The sequence below is a fragment of the Aliiglaciecola sp. M165 genome (assembly GCF_007197995.1).
In the GTDB taxonomy this organism is placed as follows: domain Bacteria; phylum Pseudomonadota; class Gammaproteobacteria; order Enterobacterales; family Alteromonadaceae; genus Aliiglaciecola.
This window is the reverse complement of the sequence record NZ_VKKH01000009.1, coordinates 256,365-272,381: the sequence shown is the minus strand read 5'-3', so window position 1 is coordinate 272,381 and position 16,017 is coordinate 256,365. Positions and strand designations below refer to the sequence as shown.

The following is a 16,017-nucleotide window of genomic DNA, read 5'->3' as shown; positions in this document are numbered from 1 at the left end:
GCCGTTTAACGGCATCGATAAAATTCACTGTACAATACAGGACCAAGTGATTTAATGGACGAAATTTTCAGTTCTCTTTTAGCTCAATGGCAGCAGCAATCGCTCCTTGAAATCGCCGCTGTGCTTTTTTCAATGTTGTACCCTTGGTTGGCCGCCAGACAAAATATCTTGTGTTGGCCTGCAGCATTATTAAGTACCTCTTTATACGCTTATGTGTTTTGGGAGTCTAACCTGCCATTTAACAGTGTTTTGAATGTTTATTACCTGGTGATGGCAGTGTATGGCTGGGTGCGCTGGAGTAAAGATGATTCGGGTAAAACGTTAGCGGTTTCTACATTACCTTTGATTTATCACATTGTTGCGGTTCCTGTTTTACTCATCAGTGGCTTCACCTTAAGTCATTTAGTGACATTTTCTTGGGCTGGAACCGACTTATATTTGGATGCAATGGTTACGGTGTTTAGTGTTTATGCGACGTTTTTGATGGCCAATAAAGTGTTGGAAAACTGGTTGTTCTGGATCGTAATAAACGGGTTTGCCTGTTATCTGTACTTCACCAACGGACTATTTCTTACCGGGGTGTTGTTTATTGGCTACTTTATATTTGCGTTTTATGGATATTGTCATTGGAAGCGAGATTACAAAACGCAAGGAGCGCCAGAACAACAGTTAGTTTAAGTGCTTATCACTTGGATTTTTGGGCTGTTGTAAGCTAATCTTTTACATCTATGCGCGGGTTCTTGCATAGGGGAGGGCGTGTGAAACAGCAAAAAATCATTGACGAGCTAATCGCTTCCCAGCAGTTTGGAAAACACATATCTTTGCAACCAATTCAAGGTGGAACCGTCAATCGAAGTTATCAGCTGGTTGCTCAAGAACATCGGTATTTTTTAAAAACCTTTGAACTTAATCATATTGCTCCAACGGACCGTCAAGCGTTATTTCTGCATCAACAACAGCTTGCCGATTTCCACAAGGCGGCGCGACCTCTCTATTTGTCTAAAGGACACGATTTCCAAGTTGAAACCTGGACAGCGCATACCTCACTGAAAACCGCGCAAATTGAATACGATGAAAAAATCAAAGCATTGGCGCAAACTTTAAATGAAGTTCATCAATTGCCAACGATGGCAGTATCCATTGACTTACCAAAAGACTGGTTACTTTATCTCGATATCGCAGGATTGGGTGATGATAAGGACTGGCTCGACCGGATTGCACGTTGTAAGCCCGACTGGATAGATACTCACAAAGTAGACCAAGTGTTGTGCCACAATGATCTTGCAATGGAGCATGTGGCAGTTGGTAAGCCGTCATTGGTGTTTGACTGGGAATATGCAGCGTTGGGGAATCGTTTTTTTGATATCGCATCCTGTGCCTTAATTAACAAACTGGACGCTCACCAGACCTTGTACTTGCAACAGCAATATGCGCATATTAGTGGCTTAGAAGAAAGCTACGTTTTCGAACAATGTCAAAAGCAGTTTCCGATAGTCACCCTCACCAATGATCTGTGGTATCTGGCTGCATCAACGGTTGGAAAGGACATTGTCTAAACCTCGTTTGCGCGTCATTTAGGCGACAAATTCACGTTGCAAAGCACTTTACCTTTTTGCAGTCATCAGTATAATGCTGGCTTCTTCCACAGGGGTGTAGTTCCAATTGGTAGAACGGCGGTCTCCAAAACCGACGGTTGGGGGTTCGAATCCCTCCACCCCTGCCACTCTTTCTGTTAACCTTAACTTATGACAGACAAAAGCAGCTTTAATTTAAGTCGATATCAAAAAGCCATGTTAACCCACATGGGAATAACCCCGTGGCAAGTAAAAGGTGACAAGGAAGAAGCTAAGGAGCTGCGCCCAGTGACACCTTCTGCAACAAAGATGGCAACAGGTGAATCACAGCCATCACAAGCGCAAAAACAAAAAGGCTTGGAAAAGCTTAAACAACATATATCTACTCCGAAATTCGACGCTAAAGGCGGTGTATTGGTGCTTTTTAAAGAAACACATGCACAACGACGAATAATTAGAGATTTACTTCAATACCTAGCAGATGACAAAACAATTGTCTTTGTAAAGTCGGATCAAGCCTTGGATGATTTTAAAAACTATTCATTTGTCTGGCAGATCTCCAATACCATCGATTTTACTGACAACGTGTTGCAAACGCTTTCGCCAGACCAGTTAACGGACCCCAAAGTCAAAAAACAGTTATGGGACGTACTCGCTGTACAGCGATAATTCGAAGCTATGACATTTGCCTTCATACAACTATCGGAACACAGTTATTCCGAGGCGTTTCAAATCCAAACAACCTGCCACTCACATCCATGGTCTGAGGCGGTATTTGCCGACTGTTTATCCTCGCCGTATTTTTCTTTTCAGATGCACGCTAACGACTCATACAAAGATGTTGTGGGATATTACGTCGGGTTGGCGGTAGCAGGCGAAGCCACATTGATGGACATTGGTGTAAAGGATAGTCAGCGCGGTAAAGGCTATGCGAAGTTATTAATGCAGCACTTTTTGGCACAGTGCAAAGTCAATCATTGTAATGAGGTGTGGTTGGAAGTGCGAGAATCGAATTTTGTTGCAATTCGTTTGTATGAAAACTATGGATTTCAATTAATTGAAATTAGAAAAGGTTACTATCCAACTGAATCAGGCCGTGAAAACGGCCTGATTATGCAATTGAAAACGTGAAGGCGATTTAAACTGCCGCGTTCTCTAAGTTCATTTGCTGGCTTATGTCTGAGCGCTCCATTGCCATTTGCACTATAGCCGAAGAATTAAACTGACATCCTGTGCACATGGCAATAAATTGATTCATGCTCGGGCTACCAATATTTTTTTCCCAGTTTTCGTAAGTCTTTCTGGTTTTTACCTCAGCTAGTTTAGCCATTTGCACAGTTGTGAGACCTGCCTCTAAGCGCATTTTTCTTAAATCGCTACCTGTAATATACATAGGTTCCTACTCCATTTATTTTTATTACTGCAACAGGCCAATGGAATAACGGCGTTTTTACCCACCTGCCTGTTTAATTTTCACCCATAGTGTAAGCAAGTGGATGTGGATTGAGTTCCACAAAGAGTAAAAAATCTCTCGGAAACGCTAACGTATTGTTTTTTCAGGGTAAATAAATTTCTTAATAGTCGGGTGTCTATTTTTACGAGACGAGTTTAGGGAAGGTGCTTTGAAGAAAAGCACCTTTCTACAAACACTTATTTTAGAAATTAAAAAAATCTAAAACTGGTTGGTACCACGCAATCTGTACTTCTGCTACCTTAGGTTTTTGTTTAGAGCCAGCTTGCGCTGTTGTTGCAACTGCCGCTGTTGATAGAAATAGCGACACGATTATTGCTTTGGTGACAGTTTTGGTTTTCATAATTTTTCCTCTTTGGTGCTTAGCCAATTTTGATTAAAAGTTAAAAAAGTCTAGAACTGGTTGATACCACGCAATCTGCACTTCTGCTACCTTAGGTTTTTGTTTAGAGCCGGCTTGTGCTGCTGTTGCAACTACCGCTGTTGATAGAAATAGCGACAAGATTATTGCTTTGGTGACAGTTTTGGTTTTCATAATTTTTCCTCTTTGGTGCTTAGCTAATTTTGATTAAAAGTTAAAAAAGTCTAGAACAGGTTGATACCACGCAATCTGTAATTCTGCTACCTTAGGTTTTTGTTTAGAGCCAGCTTGCGCTGTTGTTGCAACTACCGCTGTTGATAGAAATAACGACACGATTATTGCTCTGGTGACAGTTTTAGTTTTCATAATTTTTCCTTTTTGGTGCTTAGCCAATTTTGATTAAAAGTTAAAAAAGTCTAGAACTGGTTGATACCACGCAATCTGCACTTCTGCTACCTTAGGTTTTTGTTTAGAGCCGGCTTGCGCTGTTGTTGCAACTACCGCTGTTGATAGAAATAACGACACGATTATTGCTTTAGTCGCTCTATTAGTTTTCATATGAGATCCTATTTTTTGTAACGTTTAATAATCGAGAATGTGGATTTCAATCCACATCATAGTGTTAGTATGCTTTTTTTTTGAACAAATTTGCAGTGTTTATGCTCGGAGAAGTTTTGGCAGGAGCAGTTTGTAACTTTCGAAAAATATCACCCACACCAGATAGGTATAACATAATTGGCTAATATAGGGGTATGTTACCCAAACAAACTCTATATGTGTTTGACCAAATACGCTTCTTGCCACGTATTCTAAAACCATGAAGAGTTGGAGTGCAGCAAATACGACACTCAGTTTATAAATTTGCCAATCTAAATTAATCGAATCGATCTTGCGATTGGGGAAAAGGTCTTCCATGTACGCAACTCTCATAAAAAAAAGATGCCTGGCGAACAGGAAAAACCCAGCATGAGCTGCATACCAGTATATCTCTGGTGCGTTTTGCTTGGTATATATCCAATAAAACTCGGACGCAATAGCTGCAAAGAGGGCAATCAGCAGAATTCTGGATGCGTTGTCATATTTTACTTTCCAGTAAATAGCGATAGCGAAGAAGTAAAACGCTGCCTTAATTATGTCTTTGTATTCTAACTCGCTGATCGACCATGCTGTTTCTTCTACAAGGCGTTGAGCGACCAAAATTACTACCACACCCAAAACATTAATGTTTTTTCGGCATATCACTGCAGTAAAGATAAGAATACAAATAAAAAGTCGATCGAATAAAAGAGGCTCACCAAAGGTATAAATACCCGCAAAGATAAAAAGCCCTCCAAAGAGGGCTGTTAGTATCTTGGGTAAGTAGTGAGAAAGGAGCATTCTGCTATGCTGAGAAGCCGAAGTAGTCCATCACAGTCGAGAAAAAAGACTCACGAGTTTGTTCAGACGCTCGCTGTCGGCATATTGACCACCATTTACTGATGACCTCAACCCCTATACTGTTCATGGTTTCCGGTTTGTCATTCTCAATAGCAGACACCGTCTCCCTGCTGATCCCTACTCGCAGACCAAGCTCTTCCTGAGTGTACCCTGCTTCTTTTCGCAAAGAACGCAGTTGCGCACCGCTAAATCGCTTTCTTCGTGACATTGACTCGTTTCCAGTGTGATGCGGAGAAATATAACGGTAAAAAACTTACCAGTTCAGAATATAAGCTAATTGTCCCTAACAGTAAATGTAAATATTTGGTTTTTTTTATTATATTTTGGACTAGATAGTCAATTTTAATTACCAGTGAGTTTTACGCACAAGCAACGGGACTTTTGTGCTCATCTCATATACAATTCGCGCCCGAAAATCTTTGTCAGTTAATTATTCAAATTAGAGCAACCATGTCATACCAGCAAGAAGTCGATAAACGTCGAACGTTCGCCATTATTTCTCACCCTGATGCGGGTAAAACGACCATTACTGAAAAGGTATTATTGTTCGGTAATGCTTTACAAAAAGCCGGCACGGTTAAAGGCAAAAAGTCCGGTCAGCACGCAAAATCTGACTGGATGGAAATGGAAAAAGAACGTGGTATCTCGGTGACCACTTCGGTAATGCAATTTCCCTATCAAGATCATCTAGTAAACCTGCTGGATACACCAGGGCACGAGGATTTCTCCGAAGATACTTACCGTACTTTAACGGCAGTAGATTCCTGTTTGATGGTCATAGACGCAGCAAAAGGGGTTGAAGCTCGTACTATCAAATTAATGGAAGTGACACGCTTGCGCGATACACCGATCGTGACCTTCATGAATAAATTGGATCGTGACACCCGCGACCCTATTGACTTGCTTGATGAAGTTGAAGACGTATTGAAAATCAAATGCGCGCCCATCACCTGGCCAATTGGCATGGGCAAAGAATTCAAAGGTGTGTATCACTTATTGCGTGACGAAACGATTTTATATCAAACGGGTATGGGCCACACCATTCAGGAACAGCGGATCATCAAGGGAATAGACAATTCCGAGCTAGACGATGCCATAGGTTCCTATGCCGAAGAATTGAGAGAAATGTTGGAGTTGGTGAAGGGCGCGTCACATGAATTTAATTTGCAAGAGTTCCTAGATGGCGAGCTAACGCCTGTCTATTTCGGCACGGCGTTGGGCAACTTTGGTGTTGATCATATGCTGGACGGGCTGGTGGAGTGGGCACCAAAACCGCAGGGCAGAGAAACTGACCAAGGAAACGTTGACGCAGCTCAAGCTAAATTCTCCGGATTTGTATTTAAGATCCAGGCTAACATGGATCCGAAACACCGTGACCGAATTGCGTTTTGTCGCATCGTGTCAGGTAAATACGAAAAAGGCATGAAAATGCATCAAACCCGTATCGGCAAAGACGTCAGGATTTCTGACGCCTTGACGTTTTTAGCCGGCGATCGTGCTTTGCTAGAGGAAGCTTACGCTGGCGACATTATTGGCCTGCATAATCACGGTTCAATTCAGATCGGCGATACCTTTACCTGGGGTGAGAAGTTTCGCTTTGCGGGTATCCCTAACTTTGCGCCTGAGTTATTCAAACGCATACGACTAAAAGATCCGTTGAAACAAAAGCAATTGCAAAAAGGCTTGATTCAATTGTCTGAAGAAGGCGCTGTACAGGTGTTCCGCCCGCTAATCAACAATGATTTGATTGTCGGCGCCGTGGGTGTCTTGCAGTTTGATGTTGTCGTTGCCCGTCTTAAGGCCGAATATAATGTTGATGCCATCTACGAGCATGTGAACGTTAGCACTGCCAGATGGGTGCGCTGTGATGATCAGAAAAAACTCGATGAATTCAGACGCAAGGCAGAGACGAACATCGCGTTAGACGGCGGTGACAACTTAACCTATATTGCACCCACTATGGTGAATCTAAGTTTGTCGCAGGAACGTTTCCCGGACATTGAGTTTTTAACGACACGCGAACATTAATCCACGATATTTAAAAAGATTACCAGAATTAGACACTATGAATTTACATACCGTTTTATTAGCACGTTTTAAAGCCGCGTTAGTTGCCATCGGCGCACCCGAAGACGCACCAGCGCCTTTAGCCAAAAGCACCCGCCCAGAGTTTGGCGAATATCAATTTAACGGTGCAATGGCCTTGGCCAAAATGCTTAAGCAAAAACCTCGAGATATTGCCGAGAAGATTGTTGCAGCGGTTGATTTACAGGGGATTGCAGATAAGTTAGAGATTGCAGGTCCTGGGTTTATTAACGTGCATTTGAACGCTGCATTCATGGCCAAACAGCTGGAAAGCGCGCAGCAGGATCCTCGACTTGGTATCGAGCAGGAAACAGCAAAAACCATTGTTGTCGATTATTCATCTCCCAACCTTGCAAAAGAAATGCACGTGGGCCATCTACGTAGCACGATTATTGGTGATGCTGTAGCAAAAACCCTTGAATTCATGGGGCACAACGTCATTCGTCAAAACCATATGGGCGATTGGGGGACACAATTTGGAATGTTACTTGCCCATTTGAACGACAAGTTGGCGGCAGATGAAGTCGCTGAAACGGCTCTGGCAGATCTGGAAGATTTCTATCGCGAAGCTAAAGTGCGTTTTGATAACGAAGAAGGTTTTGCTGATCGTGCCCGCGAGTATGTGGTGAAACTGCAAAGTGGCGATGGAAAGTGCCTGACTTTGTGGCAGCAATTTATCGATGTGTCGATTACTCACAGCGAGGAGGTCTACGAAAAACTGAATGTCAGCCTGACGCGCGACGACATCATGGGGGAAAGTGCTTACAACGCCGATCTGCAAAATACCCTTGATGAACTTAAAGCAAAAAACATTGCAGTCGAAGATCAAGGTGCCCAAGTTGTATTTATCGAAGAGTTAGCCGACAAAGAGGGCAATCCGGCGGTGTATATTGTGCAAAAATCCGGTGGTGGATTTTTGTATTCGAGTACCGATCAGGCAGCCATTCGATACCGCTGCGGTAAACTTGGTGCTGATCGCACGTTAATATTCACCGACGCTCGCCAAGCGTTGCACTTCAAGCAAACCGAAATTGTTGCCCGCAAAGCGGGTTTCATCAACGAGCAACAGACTTACGAACATTGCCCATTTGGGATGATGTTAGGCCAAGATGGCAAGCCCTTCAAAACACGCAGCGGCGGTACGGTAAAACTGGCAGACTTGCTTGATGAAGCGGTTGAACGCGCTCAGACTTTAATGGCTAAACGTGAGTCTGATTTAAGTGAACAAGAGCGTCAGGAAATTGCCCAGAAAGTGGGAATAAGCGCAGTTAAGTATGCTGATTTAAGTAAAAACCGCACCACAGATTACATATTCAATTGGGACACCATGTTGAGCTTTGAAGGTAACACGGCACCCTATCTGCAATATGCCTACACACGGGTACAAAGTATTCTTCGCAACGCAGGCGTAACGGCCCAGTCGCTATCTGGCAGTATTAGCTTGGTTGCGCCGCAAGAACGCACCTTGGCAATAAAATTGCTGCAGATGATTGAGTCAATTAATCAAGTGACCTCTGAAGCGACACCTCATGTATTGTGTACTTACTTGTACGAATTGGCCAGTCACTTCATGTCGTTCTATGAAGCCTGCCCAATTTTAAAAGAGGGAGTGAGTGAATTTGACAAGCAAAGCCGTTTACGCTTGGCTGCGCTCACCGCGAGCACACTAAAAACCGGCTTAGAATTGCTTGGTATTGATACAATGGAAAAGATGTAAGAGTGATTTAAGTGGAACATAGGGTTTTGCGTCAATAATCCCTATATTCCGCTTTAATTTACTCAGCATTGCTCATGTATTCACTAAGTTTGTCTACGTGACCTTTGGTTTCTCCAATGAGTGAACTGATTTCATGGGCTGACTCAGTGGTACTTTGTGCCAGATTCCTTACTTCATCGGCAACCACTGCAAAGCCTCTTCCTGCCTCTCCTGCACGAGCTGACTCAATGGCAGCGTTTAGGGCTAACAGATTGGTTTGATTAGAAATACTGTTTATAGTTTGAATAATTCCGCTAATTCGATCGAGCACCTGCGACATTGCAGTATGCGTGTCTGCAATCACCGAGTTTCGCTCTGATACATCAGAACCATACAATAAAATTTTATTAAGCTTACCTTCAGAATCGATTACGGGGGAAAGTGCAACCGCCAAATGCGCTGAAATATCAGACTGTTTTAATTTTATCACTAATTCCTTTTGAACAGAGTTACCTTGCATAATGGAATCTACATCGCCTTTCGCCAGATAATGTTTGATGTTGTCCAGTTGTGCATGCATAGATTGCATGTCATTTTGTCTAAATGTTTTTAATGCTAATTCATTAGCATGGCTTAATGCACCATCATTATTAAATTCCATGACGATATTGCTTTGATTAATGGCATTAAGACGGATATCGTTTTCCAGCGCGCGCTTTTTCGTTTCATCAATATTGGCTTGGATTGAGATAAATTTACTTAAGTTGCCCTTAGAATCCAAAACAGGATTAATCGCCAGGCTGATCCAGTAGGCATTGCCATGCCTGTCATAGTTTAAAATCTCGTCATAAAACGCTTGTTTATTCGCAAGGTTTTCTCGGATCCTTTGTCGGGTTTCCGCGCTGGTATGCTTGCCTTGCAGCACTTGGCCGGGTTTTTTACCGCGAACGTCTTCTATGGTGTAGTCAGTTAATTTAGTAAAACCTGGGTTTACATATTCAATTAGCCCATTGGCATCGGTGATGATCACCGAATTATCGGTTTCGTTGGCTACCAAAGACAAGGTTGAAAACGCTTCTTGTTGAAGCTTTTGTTCGGTAATGTCTTTAACAAAAGCGGTATAGAGAATTTCACCTGCAGATTCCACCTTCGATAAGGACAAGTTTCCCCAAATCGAGCGGCCATCTAATGTTTCAATTTGCACGTCACGACTGGTGCCCACTATTTTATCTACGCCGGTGGTGCGATTGGCGTTAACCAGGCTGTCGTGTTGAGGTTGGATGGCTAAGGGAACGAGCATTTTAACGTTGTTGCCCAGCACTTTGTCTCGAGATACGCCCCAGAGTTTTTCAGCTGCTTGGTTAAAGAAGATGACTTCATTGTTTTCATCTATGGTCACAACAGCATCAATGCATTGCTCTAAAGTTTGGTCGATGCGCTCCTTCGCTTGTTTCTGCTCGGTAATGTCTTTTACAAAAGCGGTGTAATGGATTTTATCTCCGGTATGCACCTTTGATAGTGAGAGGTTACACCATACCTTTTTGCCATCTTTTCGCTCCAATTGCACGTCACGAGACGTCCCGACAATCTTGTCATTTCCTGTATTTCTATTTGCGTTGACATATCCATCATGATTTGACTGGATAGCCATAGGCACTAGCATTTTGACGTTTTTGCCTAATACTTCAGCACGCTTGTATCCCCAAAGCTGCTCTGCGGCGCGATTAAAAAACGTGACGTTATTATTGTGATCAATGCTGACAACTGCATCAATGGCCTGCTCTAAAACCTGTGTTTGGTTTTGGGTCTCTCCAGATGACAATCTTCCGAATAACTTGGATATCATAAAACAACCTCTTTTGTCCCGGACTTAGTGATGTCGTAATTTTTTAATCGATATTGGTGTGTACTCTGTACTAAACTCTATCGACCAGTTTAAAAAATAGCTTAAAAACGAGGAAAAACAATGATTAAGATATTAGCCTTTAGTGGTAGTGGGCGCAGAGATTCGGTTAATAAAAAGGTTGTTGCCGTTGCCGCCAAAGGCGCTGAAGAGGCAGGGGCACAAGTCACAATCGTTAACCTTGAAGACTTCAATATGCCCATTTTTACTGAAGATTTGGAAGCAGAAAAAGGTATGTGTGAAGGTGGGCAGGCGTTTAAAAAACTATTGATTGAGAGTGACGGCTTTTTGATTTCATGTCCTGAATACAATAGCTCCTACAGCGCACTATTCAAAAATTCAATCGATTGGGCGTCTCGTAAAGTCGGTGATGAAAAAGTTCTTGAAGCGTTTAAAGGCAAAGTGGCTGGCATCATGGCAGCTTCCCCTGGTGCATTGGGTGGCATGCGTGTTTTAGTAACTCTACGAATGTTGATGGAAAATATCGGTACCATGGTTTTACCAACCCAACAAGCGATCAGCAAAGCATTTGAAAAGTTTGACGAAGACGGAAACGTAACTGATGAACGAACCGAAAAAGTGCTTAAAAACATCGGCAAAGAATTGGTTACTACCTTAGAAAAACTGAAAGCTTAACATTTCATTGAGACGGCATAACTTATGCCGTCGATTCCTCGTCTCGTGGCTGTCCAAATGCGTTTAAATCCGGTAGAATCTGCGGCCTAATTTAATGTAACTTCGATTTTTATGTTTGAAATCAATCCTGTACAAAATACGCTAGCTGACGTTAGAGAACGTAATGCTTTGCTTCGGGGGTATCTTTGACTTCGATCACAAACGTGAACGATTAGAAGAAGTCAGCCGAGAGTTAGAAAGTCCTGATGTGTGGAACGAACCTGACCGGGCTCAAGCGCTAGGTAAAGAAAAAGTCGCTCTTGAACAAGTAGTTGAAACCATCATTAATCTCGACCAGGGTGCCGAAGACGTCGAGGGACTGCTAGAGCTTGCCGTCGAAGCCGAAGACGAAGAGACTTTTAATGAGGCCCAGGCCGAATTGCAAGCGTTAGTCGAGCAGCTCGAATTGTTAGAATTTCGTCGTATGTTCTCCGGTCCTAATGATACCAACGATTGTTACCTTGATATTCAATCAGGCTCTGGCGGTACTGAAGCTCAAGATTGGGCCAACATGTTATTACGCATGTATTTGCGATGGGGCGAAGATCATGGGTTTAAAACCGAACTGATCGAAGTGTCTGATGGTGATGTTGCGGGCATTAAAAGTGCGACAATCCGATTTGGTGGCGAATATGCTTTTGGTTGGCTGCGCACCGAAACCGGTGTTCATCGTCTGGTCAGAAAATCCCCTTTTGATTCTGGGAATCGTCGTCATACGTCATTTGCCTCTGCTTTTATTTATCCAGAGATCAATGACGACATTGAAATAGACATTAATCCTGCTGATTTGCGAATTGATACGTACCGTGCATCAGGCGCTGGAGGTCAACACGTAAACCGGACAGATTCAGCCGTGCGGATCACCCATTTGCCCACAAATATTGTGGTGCAATGTCAAAATGATCGGTCACAGCACAAAAACAAAGACCAAGCCATGAAGCAGCTTAAAGCCAAGCTTTATGAATTCGAGATGCAAAAGCACAATGAAGAAAAGCAGGCGATGGAAGACAGTAAGTCAGACATCGGCTGGGGAAGTCAGATACGTTCGTATGTATTGGACGATTCTCGTATTAAAGATTTGCGCACCGGCGTTGAAACTCGCAACACTCAAGCTGTGTTAGACGGAGATCTCGACAAATTTATTCAGGCCAGCCTTAAGTCTGGTCTTTAGCCTTAATTATTGCAGGAAAGTCGATGACTGACATTCAACAAGATGAAAACAAATTGATAGCCGAGCGTCGCGGTAAACTCGAGCAGATCCGTGACAACTGCGGCTCTAATGGTTTTCCAAATACATTCAGACGCGAATTTTATAGCCAGGATCTTCAAGATGAGTTTGGCGAACACGAGAAAGATGCGTTAGAGCAGCTGGGCAAAGTTGTCAGTATTGCAGGGCGTATTTTGGCAAAGCGTGGACCCTTTTTGTTGTTGCAAGACATGACTGGGCGGATCCAGGCCTATGCGGCAAAAGACACGCAAAAAGACATAAAGGCCCGTTACGGAAGCCTGGATATTGGCGACATAATTGGCGTGAAAGGTGAACTGCATAAATCGGGCAAGGGAGATTTGTATGTCAACATGGCTGAGTATCAGCTACTGACAAAATCATTACGTCCGTTACCAGAGAAGTTTCACGGTTTAGCGGATCAAGAAACGAAATATCGTCAACGTTATGTGGATCTGATCACCAATCCACAAACTCGCGAAACTTTCATGGTTCGTAGCAAGGTGGTAAATGGTATTCGCAATTACCTTACCGAGCGTAAATACATGGAAGTTGAAACGCCCATGTTGCAAGTTATCCCAGGTGGCGCTACGGCAAAGCCATTTGTTACTCACCACAATGCACTGGACATCGGCATGTACCTACGCATTGCGCCGGAGTTGTATTTAAAACGTTTAGTTGTCGGGGGTTTTGAGCGTGTGTTCGAGATCAATCGTAACTTCAGAAACGAAGGCTTATCCACGCGGCACAATCCAGAATTCACTATGTTGGAATTTTATCAGGCGTATGCTGATTACCATGACTTAATGAATTTGACAGAAGACATGCTGCGCACTTTAGCGCAAGAAGTGTTGGGTTCTACGACCATCAAGAATTTTGAGTTAGATCAAGAAGGTAATCCCATCAACGAAGTGGAATACGATTTTGGTCAATCTTTTGAACGATTGACCATGAATGAGGCGATTATCAAGTATTGGCCAGAAGCGAATGTTGAGGCGATTAATGATCCAGAAAATCATCTGGATGCGCTCAAAGCGATGGCGAAACAATTGCACATCAAAGAGCCTGAAGTAGAGGGGATTTGGGGAGCAGGTAAATACTTGTGTGAGATCTTTGAGGCCACCGCAGAAGAGAAGTTGATTCAACCAACGTTTATTACCGCCTATCCTTGGGAAGTATCACCTCTTGCCCGTCGCAATGATGACAATCATTTTATTACAGATCGCTTTGAGTTTTTTGTTGGTGGTAGAGAACTAGCCAACGGTTTTTCTGAGCTGAATGATCCTGAAGATCAAGCGGCAAGATTCAGAAAGCAGGTAGAAGAAAAAGACGCTGGTGATGATGAAGCCATGCACTTCGATGAAGACTACATCCGAGCATTGGAGTATGGTTTGCCACCAACAGCAGGTGAAGGAATTGGAATTGACCGTTTAGTAATGTTGTTCACCAATAGCTCTACGATCAAAGACGTGATTTTATTCCCGCACATGAAACCTGAAGCGCCGAAAGAATCCTGAGCGCAATCTGCGTAGTTCGAAAGAGGAAGCTAAAGTGCTTCCTTTTTTTTAATGTTCTCATACAGATGTTGACTAAAAGGCGTGGCGATTTTTAGCCTTTTAGCCTGTTTGACAACATAGCCATTGATATCATCAATCTCAGTGCGCCGTCCTAGTCTGATGTCCTGGCACATAGATGAAAAATTTGTCGCCGTGAGGCTTGCAACCTGCATACAACGCTCTATCAAATGCGCTTTTGTGGTAGCCATGCCAAGAGCATTCATAACACGGGCTATTTCTTCGCAGAGTGTTGTTATATGTTCTGCAAATTCTGCGCGAAGTAAATCTCCATTGGGGATATCGTACATTGCGGTTAAAGGGTTAATGACCGCATTGACCGCAAGTTTTTGCCAAAGTATCTGTGTGATATTGTTATGCCATTGGCAAGGAGGTAACAAGATGTCGAAAATGTGCTCTGCCTTCGCGTTTGTGTTGTCGTTATTCAGCCATCCAGCCTGTGTTCGGCCAATCCCTGTCACGTTTAATTGGTCGATTTTTGGCTTATATGCCCCGTAACTTGTAGTGGCGATGATTGTCGGATTGTCAGGGAGGATAGACTGGATGCTCTCATGCGGTCCCATGCCGTTGTGTAGCAGAACAATAGAAACTTTGTCAGAAATGACAGGTTTCAATTGTTTTAGTGCGTCCACTATTTGATAAGACTTCAGAGGCAAAATTAGCAGGTCACAACCAGAGTGGGTGTCCACAGTTTGAGGCGAGATTTTCGAATGGGTGTCTACACTAGTGTAACCAAGCGCATTAGTGCTAACGAAGGAAGGTGCGAGCGTTGTGACGTGGTCTTGTTCATGGCAGACAATTGAGTCAGGCGCTTTAGAGCGAACGATCAGTTGATAGGGCAGTTGCTTCTGCGAGCACTTTAGTGCAAGTAAGTTTCCTATGGCACCATTACCGACAATTGAGATCATTTTTTAGCTCGTCGAATAAACCAACTCATCCATAGTCCCAGTTGCCAAACACAGCAGGTCAGGCCAATACCAATCCAATCAGCATAGAGATCTTCCAGGTTTCCGCTGCGATGGGGAATTAACTGCTGCATCCATTCACTCAATGCTGCAAATACGGCGATGCCAGCACCTAATAACCATATGTTCGTTTTCAAGTAAGACTTAAACGACAAAGTAATCACCACAAAAAACAGTGCATGTTTAATTTTGTCGTAACGCCCTCCAAAGGGGATATATTCAACCGGAACTGTCATCGAAACGATAAAGACTGCTACAACGATAAGAGACACAATGGCAGCCAATTTTCTATTCCAAAATCGGCCTTTATCGATACGAATATCCTCGTTAGTCATACGCTTACCATTGCGGTTGTCGCGTTAGGCAATATTGGCCAGGGAAGTGTCCAAGGCTGAAAAAAATCCGCCCGAATTTGCTGCCACTGTTGACAATTAAACAGTCTGCCTTGTTCGGGAAGACAGCTAAAGCTGTGCGAAGTCCCATCAAGTTCAAACTGTAATCCGAAAGCATGTAAGTAGGTACGGTCTTCTTCAATTCCTTTATATGCGGTATCCCCGATAATTGGGCTGCCAAGGCTCTTGAGCATCACACGGATTTGGTGCGTTTTACCGGTGTAAGGTTTGACGATAAATAATCGTTTTTTTGGCGCTACGCTACTGCTAAAAAATTGGCTAATCGCCGGTTGAACAGTGGATGGGGACAATGCCCACTTGCCGTCGCGGATCTTGTGCATATCGCCTATCACTGTCCCTTGTTTTTTCTTTGGCTTTTTATCGCTCAATGCTAAGTAGTATTTTTGCATTTTACGTTGCGCAAAACATTGACTTAGCAAAGATGCCGCTTCGGCATTTTTCGCAAGCAATAAAAGACCAGATGTGACTTTGTCCAATCGGTGCACGAGCCATAGCTTTGGTAGATTGAGTTGCTGGGTTAATACGGGAATAATACCAGGTTGAGTTGCTTCGTCTTGCACAGCAATGTTGACAGGTTTGTTGACAACAACAAAGTGGTCGTTTTCGTAGACGATTGGAATATTCATTTTAATGATAAC

20 protein-coding genes and 1 tRNA gene are annotated in these 16,017 nt (G+C 43.2%); 10 read left to right on the top strand and 11 right to left on the bottom strand.

The features are described 5' to 3' along the window. The first annotated feature begins 54 nt into the window (after positions 1-54). The 5 genes from pnuC (at position 55) to rimI (ending at position 2,705) form a co-directional block, all read left to right on the top strand. Complete coding sequence (pnuC, locus tag FM019_RS18795; RefSeq protein ID WP_143837565.1) at positions 55-678, top strand: nicotinamide riboside transporter PnuC; 624 nt, start codon at positions 55-57, stop codon at positions 676-678. 80 nt (positions 679-758) lie between these two features. Further along, positions 759-1,556, top strand: a complete 798-nt coding sequence (locus FM019_RS18790; protein WP_185969348.1) for a phosphotransferase — start codon at positions 759-761, stop codon at positions 1,554-1,556. Between the two features lie 90 nt (positions 1,557-1,646). Continuing rightward, positions 1,647-1,723, top strand: a tRNA-Trp gene (locus FM019_RS18785). 22 nt (positions 1,724-1,745) lie between these two features. Continuing rightward, positions 1,746-2,243: a hypothetical protein gene (locus FM019_RS18780; protein WP_143837561.1), complete on the top strand. Its 498-nt coding sequence runs from the start codon at positions 1,746-1,748 to the stop codon at positions 2,241-2,243. Positions 2,244-2,252: 9 nt separating this feature from the next. Continuing rightward, positions 2,253-2,705, top strand: a complete 453-nt coding sequence (gene rimI, locus FM019_RS18775) for a ribosomal protein S18-alanine N-acetyltransferase (protein WP_143837559.1) — start codon at positions 2,253-2,255, stop codon at positions 2,703-2,705. A gap of 7 nt (positions 2,706-2,712) precedes the next feature. Here rimI and FM019_RS18770 read toward each other — a convergent pair whose 3' ends face one another. The 7 genes from FM019_RS18770 to FM019_RS18760 form a co-directional block, all read right to left on the bottom strand. Continuing rightward, positions 2,713-2,967, bottom strand: coding sequence for a helix-turn-helix transcriptional regulator (locus FM019_RS18770; protein ID WP_143837558.1), 255 nt, complete (start codon positions 2,965-2,967; stop codon positions 2,713-2,715). Between the two features lie 262 nt (positions 2,968-3,229). Further along, positions 3,230-3,388 carry a hypothetical protein gene (locus FM019_RS20875; protein ID WP_185969347.1) on the bottom strand — a complete coding sequence of 53 codons (159 nt, stop codon included), beginning with the start codon at positions 3,386-3,388 and terminating at the stop codon, positions 3,230-3,232. Positions 3,389-3,421: 33 nt separating this feature from the next. After that, complete coding sequence (locus tag FM019_RS20870) at positions 3,422-3,580, bottom strand: hypothetical protein (RefSeq protein ID WP_185969346.1); 159 nt, start codon at positions 3,578-3,580, stop codon at positions 3,422-3,424. Between the two features lie 33 nt (positions 3,581-3,613). Continuing rightward, positions 3,614-3,772 carry a hypothetical protein gene (locus tag FM019_RS20865; protein ID WP_185969345.1) on the bottom strand — a complete coding sequence of 53 codons (159 nt, stop codon included), beginning with the start codon at positions 3,770-3,772 and terminating at the stop codon, positions 3,614-3,616. Positions 3,773-3,805: 33 nt separating this feature from the next. After that, positions 3,806-3,964, bottom strand: coding sequence for a hypothetical protein (locus FM019_RS20860; RefSeq protein WP_185969344.1), 159 nt, complete (start codon positions 3,962-3,964; stop codon positions 3,806-3,808). A gap of 99 nt (positions 3,965-4,063) precedes the next feature. Next, the gene (locus FM019_RS18765) at positions 4,064-4,783 is read right to left on the bottom strand and encodes a hypothetical protein (RefSeq protein ID WP_143837557.1); all 720 of its coding nucleotides are present in this window, start codon (positions 4,781-4,783) and stop codon (positions 4,064-4,066) included. Positions 4,784-4,787: 4 nt separating this feature from the next. Further along, entirely contained in the window at positions 4,788-5,051 is a 264-nt protein-coding gene (locus tag FM019_RS18760) for a helix-turn-helix transcriptional regulator (protein ID WP_143837555.1), read from the bottom strand. A gap of 242 nt (positions 5,052-5,293) precedes the next feature. Here FM019_RS18760 and prfC point away from each other — a divergent pair, with 242 nt between their 5' ends. Next, a complete protein-coding gene (gene prfC, locus FM019_RS18755) occupies positions 5,294-6,871 on the top strand; it encodes a peptide chain release factor 3 (protein ID WP_143837553.1) in 1,578 nt (525 codons plus the stop codon). Positions 6,872-6,908: 37 nt separating this feature from the next. Beyond that, entirely contained in the window at positions 6,909-8,645 is a 1,737-nt protein-coding gene (argS, locus tag FM019_RS18750) for an arginine--tRNA ligase (protein WP_143837551.1), read from the top strand. Positions 8,646-8,703: 58 nt separating this feature from the next. Here the strand turns inward: argS and FM019_RS18745 are convergent, their stop codons facing one another. Next, positions 8,704-10,470 (bottom strand): PAS domain S-box protein, encoded by a 1,767-nt coding sequence (locus tag FM019_RS18745; RefSeq protein WP_143837550.1) that lies wholly within the window; start codon positions 10,468-10,470, stop codon positions 8,704-8,706. A 120-nt stretch (positions 10,471-10,590) separates the two neighbouring features. On the opposite strand from FM019_RS18745, the gene FM019_RS18740 reads away from it, so the two are divergent. From FM019_RS18740 to lysS, 3 genes are all read left to right on the top strand, one after another. Beyond that, positions 10,591-11,163, top strand: coding sequence for an NADPH-dependent FMN reductase (locus FM019_RS18740; protein ID WP_143837548.1), 573 nt, complete (start codon positions 10,591-10,593; stop codon positions 11,161-11,163). A gap of 111 nt (positions 11,164-11,274) precedes the next feature. After that, positions 11,275-12,373 (top strand): peptide chain release factor 2 gene (gene prfB, locus FM019_RS18735; protein ID WP_143837546.1). Its coding sequence is split into 2 segments (ribosomal slippage): positions 11,275-11,349 and positions 11,351-12,373, totalling 1,098 coding nucleotides; the frame shifts between segments, so codons are not numbered across the junction. Between the two features lie 23 nt (positions 12,374-12,396). Further along, complete coding sequence (gene lysS, locus FM019_RS18730; RefSeq protein ID WP_143837544.1) at positions 12,397-13,944, top strand: lysine--tRNA ligase; 1,548 nt, start codon at positions 12,397-12,399, stop codon at positions 13,942-13,944. Between the two features lie 29 nt (positions 13,945-13,973). Here lysS and FM019_RS18725 read toward each other — a convergent pair whose 3' ends face one another. The 3 genes from FM019_RS18725 to FM019_RS18715 are packed head-to-tail and all read right to left on the bottom strand — an operon-like array spanning position 13,974 to position 16,005. Continuing rightward, entirely contained in the window at positions 13,974-14,909 is a 936-nt protein-coding gene (locus FM019_RS18725; protein WP_143837542.1) for a ketopantoate reductase family protein, read from the bottom strand. After that, a complete protein-coding gene (locus tag FM019_RS18720) occupies positions 14,906-15,301 on the bottom strand; it encodes a VanZ family protein (protein WP_143837541.1) in 396 nt (131 codons plus the stop codon). Before FM019_RS18720 ends, FM019_RS18725 begins: the two co-directional genes overlap by 4 nt. Next, positions 15,298-16,005 carry a TIGR01621 family pseudouridine synthase gene (locus FM019_RS18715; protein ID WP_143837539.1) on the bottom strand — a complete coding sequence of 236 codons (708 nt, stop codon included), beginning with the start codon at positions 16,003-16,005 and terminating at the stop codon, positions 15,298-15,300. Before FM019_RS18715 ends, FM019_RS18720 begins: the two co-directional genes overlap by 4 nt. Positions 16,006-16,017: the final 12 nt, after the last annotated feature.